The organism is Providencia sp. PROV255 (genome assembly GCF_028478065.1).
Lineage (GTDB): Bacteria > Pseudomonadota > Gammaproteobacteria > Enterobacterales > Enterobacteriaceae > Providencia > Providencia rettgeri.
Genome location: NZ_JAMPMI010000011.1, coordinates 25299 through 46121 on the forward strand (window position 1 = coordinate 25299; position 20823 = coordinate 46121).

At 39.7% G+C, this 20823-nt stretch carries 19 protein-coding genes; 9 read left to right on the forward strand and 10 right to left on the reverse strand.

What is annotated here, in order from left to right:
- Positions 1–51: 51 nt before the first annotated feature.
- The 3 genes from PR725_RS13445 to ppiA form a co-directional block, all read right to left on the reverse strand.
- Positions 52–1266, reverse strand: a complete 1215-nt coding sequence (locus PR725_RS13445) for an aspartate aminotransferase family protein (RefSeq protein ID WP_240105541.1) — start codon at positions 1264–1266, stop codon at positions 52–54.
- Between the two features lie 129 nt (positions 1267–1395).
- Positions 1396–1971, reverse strand: coding sequence for an aminodeoxychorismate synthase component II (locus PR725_RS13450; protein WP_004265957.1), 576 nt, complete (start codon positions 1969–1971; stop codon positions 1396–1398).
- 431 nt (positions 1972–2402) lie between these two features.
- Positions 2403–2975, reverse strand: a complete 573-nt coding sequence (ppiA, locus tag PR725_RS13455; RefSeq protein WP_004265959.1) for a peptidylprolyl isomerase A — start codon at positions 2973–2975, stop codon at positions 2403–2405.
- 323 nt (positions 2976–3298) lie between these two features.
- Between ppiA and yihA the strand changes: the two genes are divergently transcribed.
- Complete coding sequence (gene yihA, locus PR725_RS13460; protein WP_004265967.1) at positions 3299–3910, forward strand: ribosome biogenesis GTP-binding protein YihA/YsxC; 612 nt, start codon at positions 3299–3301, stop codon at positions 3908–3910.
- A gap of 111 nt (positions 3911–4021) precedes the next feature.
- Here yihA and PR725_RS21875 read toward each other — a convergent pair whose 3' ends face one another.
- The 5 genes from PR725_RS21875 to PR725_RS13480 all read right to left on the reverse strand — a co-directional run bounded on the left by PR725_RS21875 (position 4022) and on the right by PR725_RS13480 (position 9541).
- On the reverse strand, positions 4022–4069 hold the full coding sequence (locus PR725_RS21875) for a hypothetical protein (RefSeq protein ID WP_438361642.1): 48 nt from the start codon (positions 4067–4069) through the stop codon (positions 4022–4024).
- Positions 4070–4407: 338 nt separating this feature from the next.
- Complete coding sequence (gene polA, locus PR725_RS13465) at positions 4408–7200, reverse strand: DNA polymerase I (protein WP_109912897.1); 2793 nt, start codon at positions 7198–7200, stop codon at positions 4408–4410.
- Positions 7201–7615: 415 nt separating this feature from the next.
- Complete coding sequence (gene dsbA / locus PR725_RS13470) at positions 7616–8236, reverse strand: thiol:disulfide interchange protein DsbA (protein ID WP_004265973.1); 621 nt, start codon at positions 8234–8236, stop codon at positions 7616–7618.
- Between the two features lie 33 nt (positions 8237–8269).
- Entirely contained in the window at positions 8270–9265 is a 996-nt protein-coding gene (locus PR725_RS13475) for a serine/threonine protein kinase (protein WP_123382627.1), read from the reverse strand.
- A gap of 6 nt (positions 9266–9271) precedes the next feature.
- A complete protein-coding gene (locus PR725_RS13480) occupies positions 9272–9541 on the reverse strand; it encodes a YihD family protein (protein ID WP_004262581.1) in 270 nt (89 codons plus the stop codon).
- A gap of 216 nt (positions 9542–9757) precedes the next feature.
- Here PR725_RS13480 and mobA point away from each other — a divergent pair, with 216 nt between their 5' ends.
- From mobA to PR725_RS13520, 8 genes are all read left to right on the forward strand, one after another.
- Positions 9758–10345, forward strand: coding sequence for a molybdenum cofactor guanylyltransferase MobA (gene mobA, locus PR725_RS13485; RefSeq protein ID WP_117162949.1), 588 nt, complete (start codon positions 9758–9760; stop codon positions 10343–10345).
- 2 nt (positions 10346–10347) lie between these two features.
- The gene (mobB, locus tag PR725_RS13490) at positions 10348–10869 is read left to right on the forward strand and encodes a molybdopterin-guanine dinucleotide biosynthesis protein MobB (protein WP_210850452.1); all 522 of its coding nucleotides are present in this window, start codon (positions 10348–10350) and stop codon (positions 10867–10869) included.
- Between the two features lie 220 nt (positions 10870–11089).
- Positions 11090–11932 (forward strand): BglG family transcription antiterminator LicT, encoded by an 843-nt coding sequence (licT, locus tag PR725_RS13495; protein ID WP_272569384.1) that lies wholly within the window; start codon positions 11090–11092, stop codon positions 11930–11932.
- Positions 11933–12122: 190 nt separating this feature from the next.
- Positions 12123–14015, forward strand: a complete 1893-nt coding sequence (bglF, locus tag PR725_RS13500) for a PTS beta-glucoside transporter subunit IIABC (protein WP_164528290.1) — start codon at positions 12123–12125, stop codon at positions 14013–14015.
- A gap of 10 nt (positions 14016–14025) precedes the next feature.
- Positions 14026–15420, forward strand: coding sequence for a glycoside hydrolase family 1 protein (locus tag PR725_RS13505; RefSeq protein ID WP_210850453.1), 1395 nt, complete (start codon positions 14026–14028; stop codon positions 15418–15420).
- A 138-nt stretch (positions 15421–15558) separates the two neighbouring features.
- Positions 15559–16863: a carbohydrate porin gene (locus PR725_RS13510; RefSeq protein WP_272569387.1), complete on the forward strand. Its 1305-nt coding sequence runs from the start codon at positions 15559–15561 to the stop codon at positions 16861–16863.
- A gap of 158 nt (positions 16864–17021) precedes the next feature.
- Entirely contained in the window at positions 17022–17720 is a 699-nt protein-coding gene (locus tag PR725_RS13515) for a helix-turn-helix transcriptional regulator (protein ID WP_109912894.1), read from the forward strand.
- 49 nt (positions 17721–17769) lie between these two features.
- On the forward strand, positions 17770–18369 hold the full coding sequence (locus tag PR725_RS13520) for a glutathione S-transferase family protein (RefSeq protein ID WP_109912893.1): 600 nt from the start codon (positions 17770–17772) through the stop codon (positions 18367–18369).
- A 55-nt stretch (positions 18370–18424) separates the two neighbouring features.
- On the opposite strand, the gene gorA is transcribed toward PR725_RS13520, so the two are convergent.
- Together gorA and PR725_RS13530 are read right to left on the reverse strand one after the other, a co-directional pair.
- Positions 18425–19777, reverse strand: a complete 1353-nt coding sequence (gorA, locus tag PR725_RS13525) for a glutathione-disulfide reductase (RefSeq protein WP_004266020.1) — start codon at positions 19775–19777, stop codon at positions 18425–18427.
- Positions 19778–19915: 138 nt separating this feature from the next.
- Positions 19916–20758, reverse strand: a complete 843-nt coding sequence (locus PR725_RS13530) for a 23S rRNA (adenine(2030)-N(6))-methyltransferase RlmJ (protein WP_004266023.1) — start codon at positions 20756–20758, stop codon at positions 19916–19918.
- Positions 20759–20823: the final 65 nt, after the last annotated feature.

Consider the following 20823-nt stretch of genomic DNA (forward strand, 5'->3'; position numbering starts at 1 on the left):
ACGATACAAGTTGCAGAGACAGAAATGCCTCTGCAACTTTTCAATAAACCACTAATTCAATAACTTACCAATCGCCGTTTCTAATTTCGCCATGCCGCTATTAATTTCTTCCTCGGAAATAATCAGTGAAGGCGTAAAACGTAAAACATTGGTGCCGGCATTGAGCATCATCAGACCTTCTACTGCACTGGCTTGCAGGATATCTTTCGAGCGATTCAATAGTTTGCCATCTAATTCAGCGCCAATTAATAACCCCATTCCTCTGATCTCAGAGAAAATGTGATATTTATCATTCAGTTTATTTAAATGAGCGACAAATAATTCACGACGCTTTTCGACACCATTTAATACTTCCTCAGTATTAATAATATCAAACGCCGCATTACCAACTGCACACGCTAAGGGATTGCCACCATAGGTGGTACCGTGCGCACCCACTTCCATGGTTTTTGCCACTTCTTCAGTGGTGATCATTGCACTAATAGGGAAACCGCCACCCAATGCTTTTGCTGTGGTTAGAATATCGGGAGTGACATTGTAGTGCATATAAGAGAATAATTTACCTGTACGCCCCATACCGCTTTGTACTTCATCAAAAATCAACAAGGCATTATTTTCATCACACAGCTTACGAACTCCTTGCAGAAATTCCGCTGTTGCTGCGGTGACGCCACCTTCACCTTGTACTGGCTCAAGAACAACTGCGCAGGTATTTTCATCAATCACCGCTTTGACAGCATCAAGGTCATTAAATGGCACATGAATAATATCCGCAGGCTTTGGCCCAAAACCATCCGCATATTTTGCTTGCCCACCGACCGAAACAGTAAATAATGTGCGTCCGTGGAAAGCTTGTTTGAAAGCGATAATCTTAGTTTTATAGGGGCTGTATTTAGTAATAGCGTAGCGGCGTGCTAATTTAAACGCAGCTTCGTTAGCTTCTGAGCCGGAATTCACAAAAAATGCGCGGTCAGCAAATGTCGCATTCGTGAGCTTTTGTGCTAACTTTAGCGCCTGCTCGTTAGTGAAAATATTACTGACATGCCATAGCTTTTCGCTTTGTTCACGCACCGCAGCCACCAAACTAGGGTGGCAATGCCCCAAAGCAAGAACAGCGATCCCACCAGCAAAATCAATATATTCTTTACCTTGCTGATCCCAAACGCGGCTACCTTCGCCTTTAACTGGAATAAATTCCGCTGGCGAAAAAATAGGTAACATAACTTGATCAAAAGTTTGCCGATTTACTATTGGTTGCTCAGACATACCCCTCACCTGCTCTTATTTAATGCAATTATGAAAATATAAGCATTAAATATGAATAAAAAATCAAAAAAGAGCAATAGCAAAGGGCATAATATGCATAATTAATTTTTTCTGAATACGATTGCTAAATTAATATTTTAGAAAATTGTTTAGTAATTCATGGCCTTGTTCACTCAGAATACTTTCAGGATGGAACTGAACACCTTCTATAGGCAAGGTTTTGTGCCGTATTCCCATGATTTCATCAACATCGCCATTATTCAGTGACCATGCGGATACATCAAAAGAAACAGGGAGTGTCTCTGCTGCAATCACTAACGAGTGATAGCGTGTCACTGTTAAGGGACGATTTAAGCCTTTGAATACACCTTGATGATTATGGTGGATAGCAGAGGTTTTACCGTGCATAACTTCTCGTGCTTTGACGACTGATGCACCAAATGCTTGCCCAATCGCTTGATGCCCTAAGCAAATGCCTAAAATGGGCAGTTTACCTGCAAAATATTTTATCGCCTCAAGGGAGATGCCAGCCTCATCCGGTGTACATGGCCCAGGTGAAATCACAAGATGTGTAGGCGAAAGCTGTTCAATTTCTTCGATGGTAATTTCATCATTACGTTTTACTACAACTTCAGCCCCTAACTCACAAAAGTATTGGTATAAGTTGTAAGTAAATGAATCGTAATTATCAATAAGTAGAAGCATATTAGCCTATCCGACTGATTTTTATCATTATATATTATTTTCTTATGCATATTTTTATCGTGTTGGCAATCAGAACGATGATTAAAACACCATAAAAATAATAAGGGCGGCTATCATAGCACAGCCAAAGCAGGAAAATAGCCTATTTAAGTCAATGATTGTTTTTTCTCAGAGAAAATTTCCATATAAAAATCATGGAATTATATTTACATCCTTATAACAAAGCTGTATTTCGGTTAAGAATTACTTTAAATACAATGAAATAAAAGGCTGTTAAAAAGTAGCAAGCACTGACACATTTTAACTAACATAGTTAATGAAGAAAAACTCAAAGAGGAAGGAAAAGCGTTTTTTAAGAAAAGTGGGCACGTTAAAACAACCTACCCACAGTATTCGACACGACAGCTTTTAATGACTATCGTTTTTAATCACTACGGTTTTTTAATCACTTCAGCAGAAATAATTGTAACCGGTTCAACTGGGACATTTTGATATGGCCCTACGTTTTCCGTTTTTACTTTAGAGATTTTATCTGCAACATCCATCCCTTTTACCACTTTACCAAACACAGCATAACCAAAGTCACGTTGGCCGTGGTCTAAGAAAGCGTTATCAGCAACATTAATAAAGAATTGGCTCGTTGCGCTGTCTTTATTTGCAGTACGCGCCATAGAAATAGTACCGCGTAAATTACGTAAACCGTTATCCGCTTCATTTTTGATTGGAGCGCGGGTTTGTTTTTGCTGTAAATCTTTATTAAAGCCACCACCTTGAATCATAAAACCTGGGATTACACGGTGGAAAGTGGTTCCGTTGTAATAACCTTCATTAACATACTGAACGAAATTTTCTGTCGTAACAGGGGCTTTTTTACTATTCAGTTCTAATTCGATATCACCCGCCGACGTGACTAATTTAACATAAGTCTCACCCGCAGATAATGCAAGAGAAGATGCGCTCATTGCGCAGATGGCCAAAAGTGGCACAAAAATTCGTTTTAACATGTAAGGTCCCTTTCGTTATAGCTCATTACAACTGCAATCAAGCAATTCTAGAGTGAAGCCAACAAGAATGCTGAAGATTTACCTATATTTACGCCAAAAAATAAAAACACACCAAATGCGCTAAATTCTAGACCAATTTTAGTGAAAAACGTCATTAATAATGGTTATTTTTCTATTATTACAATTTCGCAGACTACAACACACAAAAAATAATACCTGACACCAAGGGAAAAGCGGTTAAGAGGATATTTCGAGTTGTCGGGAAGCGCTAAGCAAAGCTATAATCCTCGAGCCTTTTGAGGCTAACTCAGGGAGAAAGACAAATGGCAATTAAAAATCATAACTACCAGATGGCAAAATTTGTCATCAGTGCACCCGATATCCGTCATCTACCTAAAGATACCGGAATTGAGGTGGCTTTTGCTGGCCGTTCTAATGCGGGGAAATCCAGTGCGTTAAACGCATTAACACAGCAAAAAAGCTTAGCACGCACCAGTAAAACACCAGGAAGAACTCAGCTAATCAACCTATTTGAAGTTGAGGAAGGCGTTCGCCTTGTTGACCTTCCAGGTTATGGTTATGCCGAAGTTCCTGAAGAAATGAAACGTAAGTGGCAACAAGCACTCGGGGAATATCTCCAAAAACGCGAATGCATTAAGGGGCTTGTTGTATTAATGGATATCCGTCATCCATTAAAAGACCTCGATATGCAAATGATTGAGTGGTCTGTCGCAATGAATGTGCCAGTTCTGGTTTTACTCACTAAAGCAGACAAATTGGCTTCTGGAGCAAGAAAGAAACAGTTAATAGAAGTGCGTCAAGCACTTGCTCCACTTGAAGGGGATATTGAAGTCGAATACTTTTCAGCACTGAAAAAGATTGGTGTCGATAAACTCCGCATTAAGCTAGATAGTTGGTATAACACACCGGCTTGATTTCTTTAGTAGTGAGCCAGAAATGGTTCATTACACCCTCATACCTTCTAATTCACTGAATTTTAGATAAAAAAATGCTCCAGTCAAATACTTGACTGGAGCAGCTAATATTCAGCTAAATCCGATTACGTGAAGTAAAAGGTCTGAAAGATAGAACATCTTACCTCTGTACCCTACGCCTATTAATGTACTTTATTTTTCGCTCGAAAAAAAGCCTTTTTGTAATTTTTTTTCAAAGCTGTCTACGATTCAGCATGATAATACGAATGAAATAAGACAAAAAACGGATTTTAATTACATATTTATGAGATATATGTCGCATAAAAATGTTAATCATATCCTCAAATTTCATCATGAAATAATTGATTTATTACAGAATTATATTAAATTTCTAGTTAATAATTTCAAATGCATAATTATCTGTTATGTATTCGCTTAAACATAAAAAAACCCCCAATAACGTATTGGAGGTTTTGTAGATTCAATATTGTTAAAAATTAATGGGCTTCATCCCAGTTATCGCCTATCCCCACATCCACTTTTAATGGTACATCCAATTTCATGCTTTGTTCCATTAACAATTGGACCTGAGCTTGGACACGCTCTAACTCAGATTCTTTCACTTCAAAAACCAATTCATCATGAACTTGCATTAGCATATCTGCATGTGGCTTTTCGGTTTGCAACCAATTATCAACAGCAATCATGGCTTTTTTAATGATATCCGCTGCAGTTCCTTGCATTGGTGCGTTGATCGCTTCGCGTTCCGCGGCTTTACGGCGCATCCCATTACTGGACTTAATATCTGCCAGATATAAACGGCGACCTTCGAGGGTCTCTACATAACCTTGCTCAGACGCCTGCAAGCGTGTGTTTTCCATATAACGTAATACACCAGGGTAACGTTCAAAGTAAAGATCCATATAGCGCTGCGCCTCACCACGAGGGATCCCTAATTGACGCGCTAAACCAAACGCACTCATGCCATAGATAAGCCCGAAGTTAATCGCTTTGGCACTACGGCGTTGGTCACTAGTGACTTGTTCCAGTGGTACACCAAAGACTTCAGCGGCTGTTGCTTTATGGATATCTTTCCCTTCCGCAAACGCAGTTAATAGGCCTTTATCTTGGGATAAATGCGCCATAATACGCAATTCAATTTGCGAGTAATCCGCCGCCATCACTTTATAGCCATCACGAGCAATAAAGGCTTGGCGGATCCGGCGCCCCTCTTCAGTTCTAACAGGGATATTTTGTAAGTTAGGATCTCGAGAAGACAAACGCCCTGTTGCTGTGACGGCTTGGTGGTAAGAAGTATGAACGCGCTGAGTACGCGGGTTAATCATTAGCGGCAGTTTATCCGTATACGTGGATTTTAATTTGGCTAAACTACGGTGCTCGAGCAACAATTTTGGCAATGCATGATTCAGCGCCAATTCCTCAAGCACTTCTTCATTAGTCGACGCTGCCCCACTTGGTGTTTTCTTTATCACCGGCAATTGCAATTTTTCGAATAAGATAGTTTGCAATTGTTTTGGCGAAGCGAGGTTAAACTCTTCCCCTGCAAGCTCGAAAGCCTCTTTTTCCAGCTCAGCTAAACGAGCGGTAATCACCTTTGACTGCGCTGCAAGTACGTTTGCGTCAATTAAAACACCTTTGCGTTCCATGCGGACTAACACAGGCACAAGTGGCATTTCAATATTTTGGAAAATATGATTAAGCTTAGGTTCAGCTTCTAATTGTGGGTATAACGCTTGGTGCAGTAATAACGTGACATCCGCATCTTCCGCGGCATAATTAGCTGCTTCTTCTAAGGCGATTTGATTAAATGTCAGCTGTTTTTTGCCTTTACCCGCGATTTCTTCAAAGCTCACAGTTTTGTGGTTCAAATGGCGATCGGCCAAGCTGTCCATATCATGGCGCCCCATTCCCGCAACACTATTTAACACATACGATTCCAGCATGGTGTCATAGCCAATACCTTTTAATTCAATGCCGTAGTTTTCAAGAACTTCTGCATCATATTTCAAGTTCTGGCCAATTTTGAGAATTTTTTCACTCTCAAGCAAAGGTTTCATAACTTCCAAAACCTCTTCCAGAGGGAGTTGTACTGGCGCATCAAGGTAATCGTGACCTAATGGCAAATAAGCGGCATGCCCTGGCTCAATTGCAAATGACATGCCCACTAAACGGGCTTCTTGGGTATCTAAGCTATCGGTTTCAGTATCAAAAGCAAATAACGATGCCTTGCTCAGTTTTTCAACCCAGCGCTCTAAATCCGCTTTTTCTAAAATCGTTTGGTAATTTTCAGCACTCAATGTTGGTGCTGTTGGGATTGATGGCTTGGCAGCTGACGTTGCTGGCGTTGGGCTCACTTTTGTACTTGTGCCTTTCCCCTCCATCCAAGTCCCATTTTCAACATCCGTTAACCAACGTTTAAATTCATAACGGCTGAATAATTGATGTAGTTTATCCACATCTGGCTGAACAACTTGTAATTCTTCACAGGTTTTTTCCAGCTCAACATCCGTTTTAATTGTCGCTAATTGATATGATAAAAAAGCAACATCACGGTTTTCAGCCATTTTAGGGGCTAAGGTTTTAGAGCCTCTAAAACCTAATGGAGCGATAGCTTCAAGGTCATTATAAATTGCTTCTAAGCTACCAATGCCTTGCAGTAAGGCTAGTGCTGTTTTTTCACCAACACCAGGCACGCCAGGAATGTTATCTGACGAATCCCCCATTAAGGCTAAAAAGTCGATAATAAGCTCAGGAGGCACACCGTATTTTTCTTTGACTTCATCAGGCCCTAGAATAGTATTATTCATGGTATTGATGAGCGTAATATTAGGCTCAACTAATTGCGCCATATCTTTATCGCCCGTACTGATTAACACTGGCATACCTTTTCGGCTTGCTTCACAAGCTAATGTCCCGATGACGTCATCGGCTTCCACCCCTGAAACAACAAGTAAAGGTAACCCCATCGCTTCCACCATTTCATGCAATGGAGCAATTTGAGCGCGCAAGTCATCAGGCATAGGTGGGCGATGAGACTTATAGCTTTCGAACAATTCATCACGAAATGTTTTTCCCTTCGCATCAAAGACAACTGCTACATGGCTAGGTTTATACTGCATAATTAAACTGCGTAGCATATTAAGCACGCCATACATTGCCCCTGTAGGCTCACCAGCACTATTGGTCAGTGGAGGGAATGCATGATAAGCACGGTATAGGTAAGAGGAACCATCAACCAAAATAAGGGGGTTTTCTGCAATCTGAGCCATAATCTGTCATCATCTTTTAGTCAGGAACGAATACTAATAGGATGCCATAATGTCGCCTCAGATACATCCCAAGTTTTATATTCCGCTTAATCGCATTGTTAAAAGCACATCAAATCATTCACGATTTCAAATACATTATTTATTACGATTAGTTAAAATTATTATTTACAATTAAATTAATCACACCAATGTACTAAATACCTGATTAACATCCTGTGGATAACCTTGTGTGTAAATTTGTGTTACTCAGTAAATTCAATAAGTAATATGAAGATTAACAGTATAAACAGGAAAGTAAAATCAAAGAGTTAGCACAAGATTGAGTAGATTTAATACACCAGAGAGAACGTCTTAGAATTGTGGATATTGATAGGAGAAAAAAGACGATGGTAAATTTACCACCGTCTATTTACGATTATTTTTTACTGACTAAGAAGTTCACAACGTTAGAGAACTCTTTGCCGTAATCAGCGGCATTATCAACTGAGATACCGTTATTACGAACTTGGTATTTACCATCAACAAATAATGCAGGAACACCACGCAATTTTAAGTCTTGCGCTGCATTTTGCTGTTTCGCAACGATAGATTTTACAACGAAGCTATTTAAAGCTGCATCATACTCATCACCAGAAATACCCGCTTTGATAAAGGCATTACGAATATCTGCTTTGCTGTTGATAGTTTGCGTTTTTTGGATACCTTCAAACAGAATAGGCGTCACTTTGTCTTCTGCTTTCAGGACAATCGCAACGGCCCAAGCTTGGGTTAAATCAGCACCTAAAGGACCAAGAAAATCAACGTGATAACGTTCCATTTTCACGCCTTCTGGCAAGTTTTTCTCTACGGTTTGAGGCACTTTATACACACTCTCAAATTGATAGCAGTGTGGGCAATAAAATGAGAAGAACTCCAGAACTTGCGGTAAATTTGGTACAGCTTTAACATCAGTATACTCTTTACCTTCCGTGTAGTTTGCCGCTGCAGCACTAAAAGACATGGCAATACCAAGCAAAGCCAACATAATTTTTTTCATAGACTACATTCTCCAAAAACAAAAACTTAAAAGTTAAAACTGAGGGGTTAACTGCAAAGGGGCGTCTTGCAACCGTTCAATCTGTTGATTAAATTCGAGCGATTGTTTTTGCCAAAAATCATCAGCTTGTAGCCAAGAAAATGCTCGAGGAAATGCAGGGTCTTGCCAACGGCGGATAATCCACCCGAGATAATGTACCATGCGCATTGCTCTAAGAGGTTCAATAAGCTTCAGCTGTTTTACATCAAAATCACAAAACTCATTATACGTTTCTAATAACGTATCCAATTGAATGACTTGTTCTTGGCGAGAGCCATTAAGTAGCATCCAAAGGTCTTGGATTGCAGGCCCGTTTCGGGCGTCATCAAAATCCACCAGCCAAGCTTCATCGCGCCATAGAATATTGCCTGGGTGGCAATCACCTTGTAGACGAATAGATGAAATTGAGCTAGGCCACTGCAATTTTACTTGTGCAATCAATGCATCTAAAGACGTTATAAATTGGGACTTATAACGTTCTGCAATTAAAGGGCTCGATGCTATCACTTGTCGAGGTTGTGCCAAATATTCATCAAGGCCTATTGTCGGACGAAATGCAAAATTTTTACGCTGACCAATTTGGTGTATACGCCCTAATAAGTGGCCGACACTTTCTAATTGAAACAAGTTATCTGTTTCATATTGTCTGCCACCGACACTCGGAAAAATTGCAAATATAAACCCACCAAATTCCAATACCGTTTGCCCTGCAAATTCAAGAGGTGCAGCTACAGATAACCCTTCATCTCGTAGCTCTAAAGTGAAATCATGTTCTTCTTGAATTTGCGAACGATTCCAACGCTCGGGACGATAAAATTTAACCACAAAGCGTTGCCGATTTTCGTCTTGGAACTGATAAACTCGATTTTCGTAGCTATTTAATTCAAGCAGCCCAGATTCGGGATAAACCCCAACTTCCATTAAGGCGTCTAAAATTAAGTCGGGGGAAATTCCACTAAAATGGAAATTCGAATGTTCTATTTGATCCATCACGTTTTAATCTTTAATAATGCCACGGGCACGCAAAATAGCGGTTTTAAAGTCATCTTCATAATCTTTTTTTAAACCAGGGATCGCTTCATTGCTGTCCGAGCCACGCATTTTTAAATGATAAATCAGCACATCATCTGTTAACTCAGATAAACTGCCTTTAAAACCCGCTTCGTCAGCCAGTTTTTGCAATAATTCTACTAAGTTTAAATCTGAATTATCTTTCCAGACAGGGTGCAGAAGCTCAATAACTTCATTTAAGCGATGGCATTTCATGTTTATTCCTTTATCACGAATATTCGATACAAGTTACCAATAATCATACAAGAGAAAAAGCGAACTGTTGTCAATCTACGTAAAGTTTAACTGCAATACGCGGGAATATTCATTGATTTTATAGCAAAATAGAATAAATTTTAGTAATTACTATACTCGAAAGTGTTTTCTACGAATGTTGAAACATTTTCTTGAAGATATTCAAGGATATTGAACATGTCATTTCGTCAGTCAATAACCGGTGTCATACTTGCAGGCGGCCGAGGAAGCAGGATGGGTGGGCAAGATAAAGGCTTAGTTCCTTTACTCAGTAAACCACTCTACCAGTATATTTTAGCGCGTTTAAGCCCCCAAGTGGGCCAAGTCATCATCAATGCAAACCGCAATCAAGAGCGTTATCGAGAAAGCCAGTTGACCGTTATTTCTGATTTAAATAGTGATTTTTCTGGTCCACTCGCTGGAATGCAAGCTGCACTACACTATGCTAAGACAGAGTGGTTGCTATTTGTACCTTGTGACGTTCCTGATTTTCCACTTAATTTAGCTAAAAAAATGTTTAGTGAGAAAGGCACTCACCTTGCCTGCTATGCACAAGATAATGAGCGAGAACATCCAACATTCGCTTTACTACACAACTCGCTTAAAACTCGCCTTGATGATTACCTTGCAAGAGGCGATCGCAAACTGATGCTATTTATGCGTGAAATCGACGCAAAAGGTATCATTTTCACGTCAGAGTCTGACACGTTTATTAATTTAAATACTCCGGAAGATAGCCGTCTATGGGAGCGGCAACGAAAATAGCCATGAATCAGAATACTCTACCTCTACTTGGCATTACCGCTTATAGCGGCACTGGCAAAACAACATTATTAAAAAAAGTGATCCCGTTACTTCGCAAACGTAATGTTCGCGTTGGTTTAATTAAACATACCCACCATGATATGGAAGTGGATAAACCGGGCAAAGACAGCTTTGAATTACGTAAGGCAGGTGCAGACCAAACGCTCGTTGCTAGTGAAAAACGTTGGGCGTTAATGACCGAAACCCCCGACGCTAATGAAATGGATCTACGCTATTTAGCCAGCCGTTTCGATCCAGCTTCGTTGGACTTGATCCTCGTTGAAGGGTTTAAACATGAGCCAATCGATAAAATCGCATTATTTCGTGCTGAAGTTGGCAAACCCCTCAATGGGTTAATCGATAACTATGTCGTTGCCATTGCCAGTAATGAAATCATTGAGACTCATGTGCCACAATTAGATATCAATAACCCTGAGCAAATCGCTGATTACATTGTGTCTTGGTGGCAAAAAACAATCAAATAGGCACTATACTGCCATTCGTCATGTACAAAAGAGATTGGCTGAATTGAGCGTGTTAGTTCACATTTTCATACTTTGCTGTTTGAATAACCCAAAAAGTTTAATTACAGTACATGAAAATTAAGTTATTGGATTGTTACTGCACTTATCACGCAGGCAAAACCTGATTAGTCAATGAATTGTCATTGCGCTATCAGGTTTTTTTCGTTTTAGGGGAAACAAAATGCAGATCGCAAAAATTTTAAACAACAATGTGGTCGTTGCCCTAAATGAACAGCAGCAAGAAATTGTCGTTATGGGACGTGGGCTCGCCTTTCAAATGAAAGTTAATGACTTTGTCGATACTAAAAAAATAGAAAAAGTCTTTGAGTTACGTAGCCATGAATTAACAAGTCGGCTAAGTGAACTGTTGAGCCAAATACCAATTTCTGTCATGAAAGTCTGTGACAAGATAATTGAAAATGCGAAAAGTAAACTTGGCAATCTGCATGAAAGCTTATATATCGTTTTAACGGATCACTGCAATTATGCGATTGAAAGGCAGCAAAAAGGCCTAGCTATCACTAATACCATGTTATGGGAAATTCAACGGCTTTACCCAAAAGAGTACCAGTTGGGGTTAGAGTCATTGGCATTGATTAAACAAGATTTAGAGATTGAGTTACCCATCGATGAAGCTGGGTTTATCGCGTTACATTTCGTCAATGCACAGTTGACGGGTGAGATGCCAATTGTCATGGAAACGATGGCAATCATGAATGAAATCATGAACATCGTAAAATATTACCTTCAAATTGAATATCATGAAGACACGCTAAGTTACCAGCGATTTGTAACTCATTTGAAGTTTTTCACCCATCGAATGATGAGTAATGAGCCAGTTCCTAATGACGATATTGCGATGCATATTGTCATCAAAGAAAATTATTCAACTTCTTGGAAATGTGCTGAAAAAGTCAGTACTTTTTTAGCTAAGAAATACCAACGCGACTTAACAGATGAAGAACGAATGTATTTAACAATTCATATAGAGCGAATTAGGAAAGAAAAATCGTCACATAAGTGACGCGAAGTAAGCCGAAAAACTATTTATTGATACAAACTGATAAAAACCGATGGATTGCTACTGCCCGTTGGCAGGCAAAACCTGATTTTCACTACTAGCCTTATTCGTGCTGGTGGTGAGTCAGGTTTTTTTTTGCTTATTTATCAATAGTAACGTGGCTTCTATTGTTCAGGTAATAAAGGAAATCAATATGAAATATCAAGCTTTGGCGGAGCAAATTATCGAAAACGTTGGAGGAAAAGATAACGTTGTCGATTTAATACATTGCGCGACACGCCTACGCTTTAAACTGAAAGAAAGTAAAAAAGCCAATGCAGAGCAATTAAAACAAAGTCCAGAGGTTATTACCGTAGTTGAAAGCGGCGGTCAATTTCAAGTCGTCATCGGTAACCACGTTAACGAGGTTTTTAACGCAGTTAATCAGTTAATTGATACAACTTCAAACTCAATAAATCAGCCCCAAAAAGCGGAAAAAAAAGTGGTAAAACAAGATAAAGAAAGCCTACTAGGCTACTTTATTGATATTGTCTCCAGCATCTTTACGCCTATTTTAGGCATCATGGCCGCTTCAGGTATTTTAAAAGGGTTACTTTCATTAGCAGACGCATTAGGTTGGCTATCCACAAGCAGTGGCACTTATCAAATCTGGTTTGCAGCAAGTGACTCTTTATTCTATTTTTTCCCACTGGTACTCGGCTACACCGCAGGGAAAAAATTTGGTGGAAGCCCATTTGTTACCATGACGATTGGTGGTGCACTCATTCACCCAATGATGATTACCGCTTTTCAGCAAAGTCTCGTTGCGGGTTCCACACCTGAATATTTTTTGGGGATCCCTGTCACCTTTATTAACTATGCAGCATCTGTCATTCCGATTATTTTTGCCTCTTGGTTAAGCTGCCTGCTTGAAAAGCGACTAAACCAAATTTTACCTTCTGCAATGAAGAATTTTATTGCACCTTTTCTGTGCTTACTCATTATTGTTCCACTCACCTTCCTTGTTATTGGGCCTTTAGCAACATGGATAAGCATGTTAATTGCGGAGAGTTTCCAAACTATTTATAACTTTGCCCCAGTTATCGCAGGTGCTTTCATGGGAGCCGTTTGGCAAATATGCGTTATTTTCGGCTTACATTGGGGAATTGTCCCTATTGCTATTAATAATTTAAGTGCCCTAGGGCACGATGCGCTATTCCCTTTATTACTTCCTGCTGTAGCTGGGCAAATTGGCGCCACTTTAGGTGTTCTATTAGCAACAAAAAATGCAAAAATGAAAATTATGGCAGGCTCTTCCGTCACAGCTGGCTTATTTGGTATCACTGAGCCTGCTGTCTACGGTGTGACTCTTCCTCTGCGCCGACCTTTTATTTTTGGCTGTATTGGTGGTGGTATTGGTGGCGCAATTGTTGGCTATAGCCAAACTCTGACATTCTCATTTGGGTTGATTAATATTTTCACTTTTGCACAAATCATCCCAGAACATGGTGTTGATAATACTGTTTGGGGAGCCATTATTGGTACAACGCTCTCTTTCTTATTTGCCGCTATTGCAACCCGTTTCTTTGGTATTAAAAAGGAAGCGATATCCCCTGAAATATCGGTTAAAACTGAAATTACTTCGACCCCCAATGACGTTCTTGCCCCATTGAGCGGTGCTGCTATCTCATTAAAAGATACTCCAGATGAAACTTTTGCAAGTGGCTTACTTGGACAAGGCGCGGCCATTATTCCAAATACTGGAGAAGTATATGCGCCATTCGATGGTGAAGTGAGCTCATTATTTAAAACTGGCCATGCATTAGGGCTGTTGAGTCAAAGCGGTATTGAACTGCTCATCCATGTGGGGATCGATACTGTGAAATTAGATGGGCTTCATTTTTCACCTCAAATTAAACAAGGTGACGTTTTCAAAACAGGTGATTTATTACTGACATTTGACCGAGAAAAAATTCTCGAGGCTGGGTATGACTTAACAACCCCTGTCATTATTAGCAACAGTGATGATTATACGTCAATCGAGTTCGTTGAGCTTAATAAATCAATTCAAAGCTGTCAGAAATTTATCACCGTTAACCACAAATAAGGAGCTAAGCATGATTAAATTTCCAAATTCATTTTTATGGGGTGGCGCAATCGCAGCCAATCAAGCTGAAGGTGCTTATTTAACTGCGGGTAAAGGGCTCAGCACATCCGATGTTCAACCTCATGGCATATTTGGTTCATTAATTGAAAGAACACAAAATGAGAGTTTTATTAAAGATATTGCCATCGATTTTTATCACCAATATAAAACCGATATCGCACTTTTCGCTGAAATGGGTTTCACCTGCTTACGAACCTCGATTGCATGGAGCCGTATATTTCCACTTGGTGACGAATTAACGGCCAATGAAGAAGGCCTCGCTTTTTATGATAATTTATTTGATGAAATGGCGAAATATAACATTCAACCTGTTATTACCTTATCCCATTATGAAATGCCCTATCACTTAGTGACACAATATGGTGGTTGGGGAAATCGTAAAACAATTGAGTTTTTCGAACGTTATGCACGCACCGTCTTTGAACGTTATAAAAATAAGGTCAAACTATGGCTGACGTTCAATGAGATTAATATGTCACTACATGCACCAATGACTGGTGTAGGCCTACCTGAAAATAGTTCTCCTTCAGAGGTTTACCAAGCGATTCACCACCAACTTGTCGCCAGTGCAAGGGTCACTAAAGCCTGCCATAGCATTATCCCTGATGCTAAAATCGGTAACATGTTATTAGGAGGTCTCGTTTATCCATTAACTTGTAAGCCTGATGATGTGTGGGAAACCATGATAGAGAATCGCAAATGGCTGTTTTTTGGTGATGTACAATGCAGAGGCCAATACCCAGGTTATATGCTGCGTTATTTTAGAGATAACCAAATTAATATTACAATAACAGAAGAAGATAAACGTGACTTACAAAATACCGTGGACTTTATCTCATTCAGTTATTATATGACTGGTTGTATTACCGCAGATAAAGATGAATATGAGAAAAAACGCGGAAATATCCTTAGTATGGTGCCAAACCCTCATTTAGAAAGTTCAGAATGGGGATGGCAAATAGATCCAAAAGGAATTAGAACACTATTAAATTTATTATGGGATAGATACCAAAAACCTTTATTCATTGTCGAAAATGGTCTAGGTGCAGTAGATGAAATAACCTCTGATGGCCATATTAATGATGACTATCGTATTCAATATATTAATGACCATTTAGTTCAAATCCATGAAGCTATTGAAGATGGTGTTAATATTATGGGTTATACCAGTTGGGGGCCTATCGATATTGTCAGTGCATCCAATGCAGAGATGTCAAAACGTTATGGATTTATCTATGTTGACCGTGATAACCAAGGTAACGGCTCTCTCGAAAGAAAACGTAAAAAAAGTTTCTATTGGTACCAAGGTATTATCAAGAGCCAAGGAGAATTATTAAATCAATAGAATAAATATCCAAATATAATAATACTTTCTCGGGGTAATTTATTTATCTCGAGAGCCCTTATATTAAAAATAAAGCCGCATGAGCCCATTTTCTATTATTGGGTTAAAGCAAACTATTGCTAATAGGTTATATCGGACATGAATAAAAAATTATTATTCTCTTTGTTATTTTTAACATTGCCTGCTATTGCTAATGAACAACAATGGAATGGAACTGTTTTAGGCTTTGAACCCGCATCTAAAGGAATATTCGGTGATATGTTGGGCATACGTCCTATATTATCCGACCACGGTTTTTCATTTCACAGTAATTATTTGAGCCAAATCGCCTATAATGCAAGGGGCGGTTATAATAATGATAAACATACTGCTTATATAGACCAATTTGCTTTCACATTCACACAAGATCTTGAACGTTGGACAGGTATTCCCGATGCTCGTATCGAAGGAAATATTGTCAATCGTAACCATGAAGACAATCTAACAATTAAGCGCCTGCAAGACCCTCGAGTACCTAATAACGACCTTGCACAAGAAAGCTATGGGGGCGGCTCCGTAACGCGGTTAGGTTGGCTTACTTTTGCTCGCAGTTTTGATGATCGCCGACTAACTTGGCGTATTGGGATGATGAATAAAGTACAAGAGTTTGACCAAATTATCCCTTGTGATTTTCAACTACTTAGCCAATGTGGTGGAAAATCAGCCAACGCCCTGACATGGAGCAATTGGAATATTCATACTTGGGGAACGACCGTTAGCTATAAAATCACCCCTGAGATTACCATCAAAACAGGAATTATGGAGCAGAATCCTCAAGCGACGGATAGAAGCCATGCGTGGAGTTGGTCAACCGAAGGCAGTAAAGGTATTTTATTACCCTTAGAAGTTGAAAATCGCACTTTCGTCAATGGGTTGCCTGGTGCCTATAACTTAGGATTATTATATACCAATGCCAAACAGTATGATCTGTATAAAGATAAAAGCTATAACAACACATGGTTTGTCTATGGTGGAATGAACCAACAATTAACTCGCTATCAAGATGATGAAAATCGAGGTTTAAGTTTATCTGTCAGTGGCAGTTATCATGATGAGCGCAGTAATTTCATGAATTATGTTGTTTCAAGTTCCCTTCGCTACCGCGGGGCATTTGATGCAAGGCCTGAAGACTGGATTGGTCTCGGTATCTCGTATATTGAGCTCAGCGACCACTTTGCGAAAAACCAAAAAATACAAAATGAACAGCTCGGGATCACCAATTATAATGACCCGTTATATCACCCTATTACTTCAAACGCGTTAAATGCAGAACTCTATTATCGTTTTAAACCTGTTTATTGGCTGGAACTCCAACCAAGTGTGCAATATTGGCATCAACCAGGCGGTGTCCAGAAAACATCGGATGCATGGGTTTTGGGATTAAAAACGGTTTTAACGTTTTAAATAATATTACTGTGTATTTATCGGTATTGATAAAGGGAATTTTCCATTCCCTTTATCGCCAATTAACATATTAATTAGCATTCAGCTCATTGTTTTTTTACTATAGCTAAATTATCTTTGCTGTTTTTCTCACTCAATAACATTAAGCAGACAACTTCATGACCCGCACTCAGCGCCTACTCACGTTATTACAGATACTCAAAGAGAATCGCTATCCTATTACCGCTGAAGCACTTTCATCACAACTGCAAGTCAGCGTGCGTTCTATCTATCGAGATATTGAATCCCTACGAGACCAAGGTGCTGAAATTGTCGGGGAAGCCGGTATTGGCTACCAATTAAAAACGGGTCTATTACTACCGCCTTTAGCTTTCGATGAAAATGAACTTGAAGCCTTAATATTAGGTTTACGTTGGGTAAAAAGTAATGCAGATAGTGAACTAAAAAACTCCGCAATACGGGCGATAAGTAAGATTAACTCCGTGGTGGCAGGTCATTCACAGAAAATTCTAAATCAAAATACCTTATTTGCTCCTACCACACATTTCTATGAAATTAACGATATCATCGTTAAAGACTTACGTTTAAGTTTACGAGAAGAATGCAAAGCCAAAATGACTTATCTTGATGGACAAAACCAGCCTAGTGAACGAATTATTTGGCCAATTGCAATTGGTTATATGAAAGATTCACAAGTACTGGCTGCTTGGTGTGAATTACGGAAAAGTTATCGCCATTTTCGTTTAGACCGCATTCAATCTTATTGTGCTCTTACTGACAAACTCCCTTATCCAAAAAACTACCTGCTAGAACGCTGGCAAAAAGAAGTATTGTGCGTCTCTCCTGACAATTTCTGACACTCAACTCCCTTATAGTAAGTGCTCAACTTCATATAAGGAAATCACCATGAGCGAACTGGTTCTTTTTACTAATTCAATGTCACGTGGCAACACGGTCGACCTACTATTAAAAATTTTAGATGTTCCTTACAAGCGTATTGAATTAGATTATGGTGCAGATATGCATACGGCTGAATATCTTGCAATTAATCCGATGGCGAAAGTTCCCGCACTTGTTGATGGTGATGCGATTGTGACGGAAACGGCGGCGATTTGTCTCTATTTAGCCGATAAATTTATTGAAAAAGGCTTAGCGCCTGCATTGAATGACCCTAAACGTGCAGATTATTATCGCTGGTTCCTATTTACTGCAGGGCCCATTGAATCCGCATTCACTATCAATAACTTAGGTATTCAATTAGATGAAGAGCAGCAAAAATCTTCTGGTTTTGGTTCTGTCGAACGCACCATGGCTTGCTTAGAAATCGGCTTAAATAACGCTAAACCGTTTATTTGTGGTGAGCAATTTACCGCAGTGGATGTGTATGTCGGGGCGTTTGTCATGTTTTTAGTCAAATACCAAATCATGGAAACGACTCCTGCGATGAAAAAATACCTTGATAGCTTAGCAGTCATTCCTGCGATTGCAGAGCTGTTGGCAAAATAATACAAAAAAAGCTAAGTTCAGATGAACTTAGCTTTTAATTTTAGATAACCAATGCTTAACGCATTGTCACAAATTCTTCTGCCGCTGTTGGGTGAATAGCCACCGTATTATCAAAGTCTTTTTTGGTTGCACCCATTTTTAATGCAACCGCAAAACCTTGTAGGATTTCATCCATTCCGAAACCAATACCATGGATGCCAACGATTTTTTCATCTTCACCAACACAAACTAATTTCATACGGCAAGGTTGACGGTGTGAAGTGACGGCGGTATACATTGCAGTGAAAGATGATTTATAACATTTCACTTTATCAGCACCATATTTTTCAATCGCTTCAGGTTCAGTTAAACCAACAGTGCCAATTGGTGGGTGCGAGAATACCACCGTTGGGATATTACTGTAATCTAAGTGTTCATCCGGTTTATTATTAAATAAACGTTCAGATAAACGACGACCAGCCGCAACCGCTACAGGAGTTAACTCAACCGCGCCAGTGTTATCACCAACCGCATAAACACCCGGCACATTGGTGTTCTGGTATTTATCAACCTTGATATAGCCTTTTTCATTCAGTGCGACGCCTGTTGCTTCAATATTCAGGTTATCTGTCATTGGTTCACGACCAATAGCCCAAATTAATGCATCGACCGTTTGTTCTTGGCCATTTTCCAGTTTTAATGTTAGTGAGCCATCTGCATTTTTCACGACTTCTTTTGGAATTGATTCCGTATGCAGTTTAGGGCCTTCGGTATTCATGACTTCCACTAATGTTTCGACAATCAGCGGGTCAAATGAGCGCAGCGGGGCGTGTTTGCGCACAAATAAATGCGCCTCTGCACCTAAACCATTTAATACACCGGCGAGTTCAACGGCAATATAACCGGCACCCACAACCGCAACACGTTTTGGTAATGCTTCAAGTTCAAAGAAACCGTCAGAAGTCATACCATATTCTGCACCTGGGATAGCAGGGATCACTGGGCGGCCACCCGTCGCAATCAAAATATGGTCTGCGGTGTAGGTTTCACCATTTACTTCAACAGTGTGTGCATCAATAAAACGCGCAAAACCATTGATGACATCAACTTTATTATTACCTAAGACACGGTCATAAGACTGGTGAATGCGGTCAATATAAGCAGTACGACTATCAATAAGTGTTTTCCAATCAAAACGATTAATTGTCGCATCAAAACCATAATCAGGACCATAATTGCGAATAGCTTCTGAGATTTGTGCTGCATGCCACATCACCTTTTTCGGTACGCAGCCCACGTTAACACAAGTCCCACCTAATGCTTTCGCCTCAATTAAGGCACATTTTTGCCCATACATTGCTGCACGGTTCATCGACGCAATACCACCGCTTCCGCCACCAATTGCGATATAGTCGTAATGTTTGCTCATAATTTGGTTATTCCCATTGATTGAATGATTTATGAATGCATTTTCTCGCATCATGCTATTGATTGTCATGGCATAAATAGCGCTTTACGATAGATAACACCTGTTAATTTAATCGGTATTACCTATCAAAAATACAGTTTACTCTGGAACAATCCACTCAACTAACGTATGTCCAGTCCCTTCAGGGACGAGTGTTTTGTGTAACCACGGCAGCACATTCTTCATTTGCTGCTCAAGTTTCCAAGGTGGGTTGATAACAATCATACCGGATGCCGTCATTCCACGTTGATCGCTATCAGGACGTACCGCCAATTCAATTTGTAGTATTTTTCGAATGCCTGTTGCTTCTAATTGATTGACCATACGCTTAATTTGTTGACGCAATACAACAGGATACCAAATTGCATATGTTCCTGTTGCAAAGCGTTTATAGCCTTCCACCACCCCTTTCACGACCGCTTCATAATCCGTCTTCATCTCATAAGGTGGGTCCATTAGCGCAAAGCCACGTCGACTCTGTGGGGGTAATTTAGATTTCAGTTGTTGATAACCATCTTCTCTGAAAACCTGCGCGCGGTTATCCCGTGAAAATTCCGTACGTAATAATGGATAATCGCTCGAATGTAATTCAGTTAATACCAGCTTATCGTGTTCACGTAATAAATATTTTGCCAATAATGGTGAACCTGGATAATAGCGTAAACGCCCATTATCATTCAGCTGGCGCACAATATTCATATACGGCAATAATTCCTCAGGTAAATCCGGTTGCTCCCAAATACGCGCAATCCCTTCAAGATATTCACCTGTTTTTTCCGCATGTTCCCCCGTTAATTGATAACGGCCCGCACCTGAGTGCGTATCTATATACAGAAATGGTTTTTCTTTCTCTTTCAGAGATTCAATGATCAAACTCTGTACCGTGTGTTTTAGCACATCGGCATGGTTGCCTGCGTGAAAGCTGTGACGATAACTTAACATGTAACGTTTATTTCCTGAGGAAATTCAATATTAGCCACTAAGATGACTATTATTAAATAGGTTCT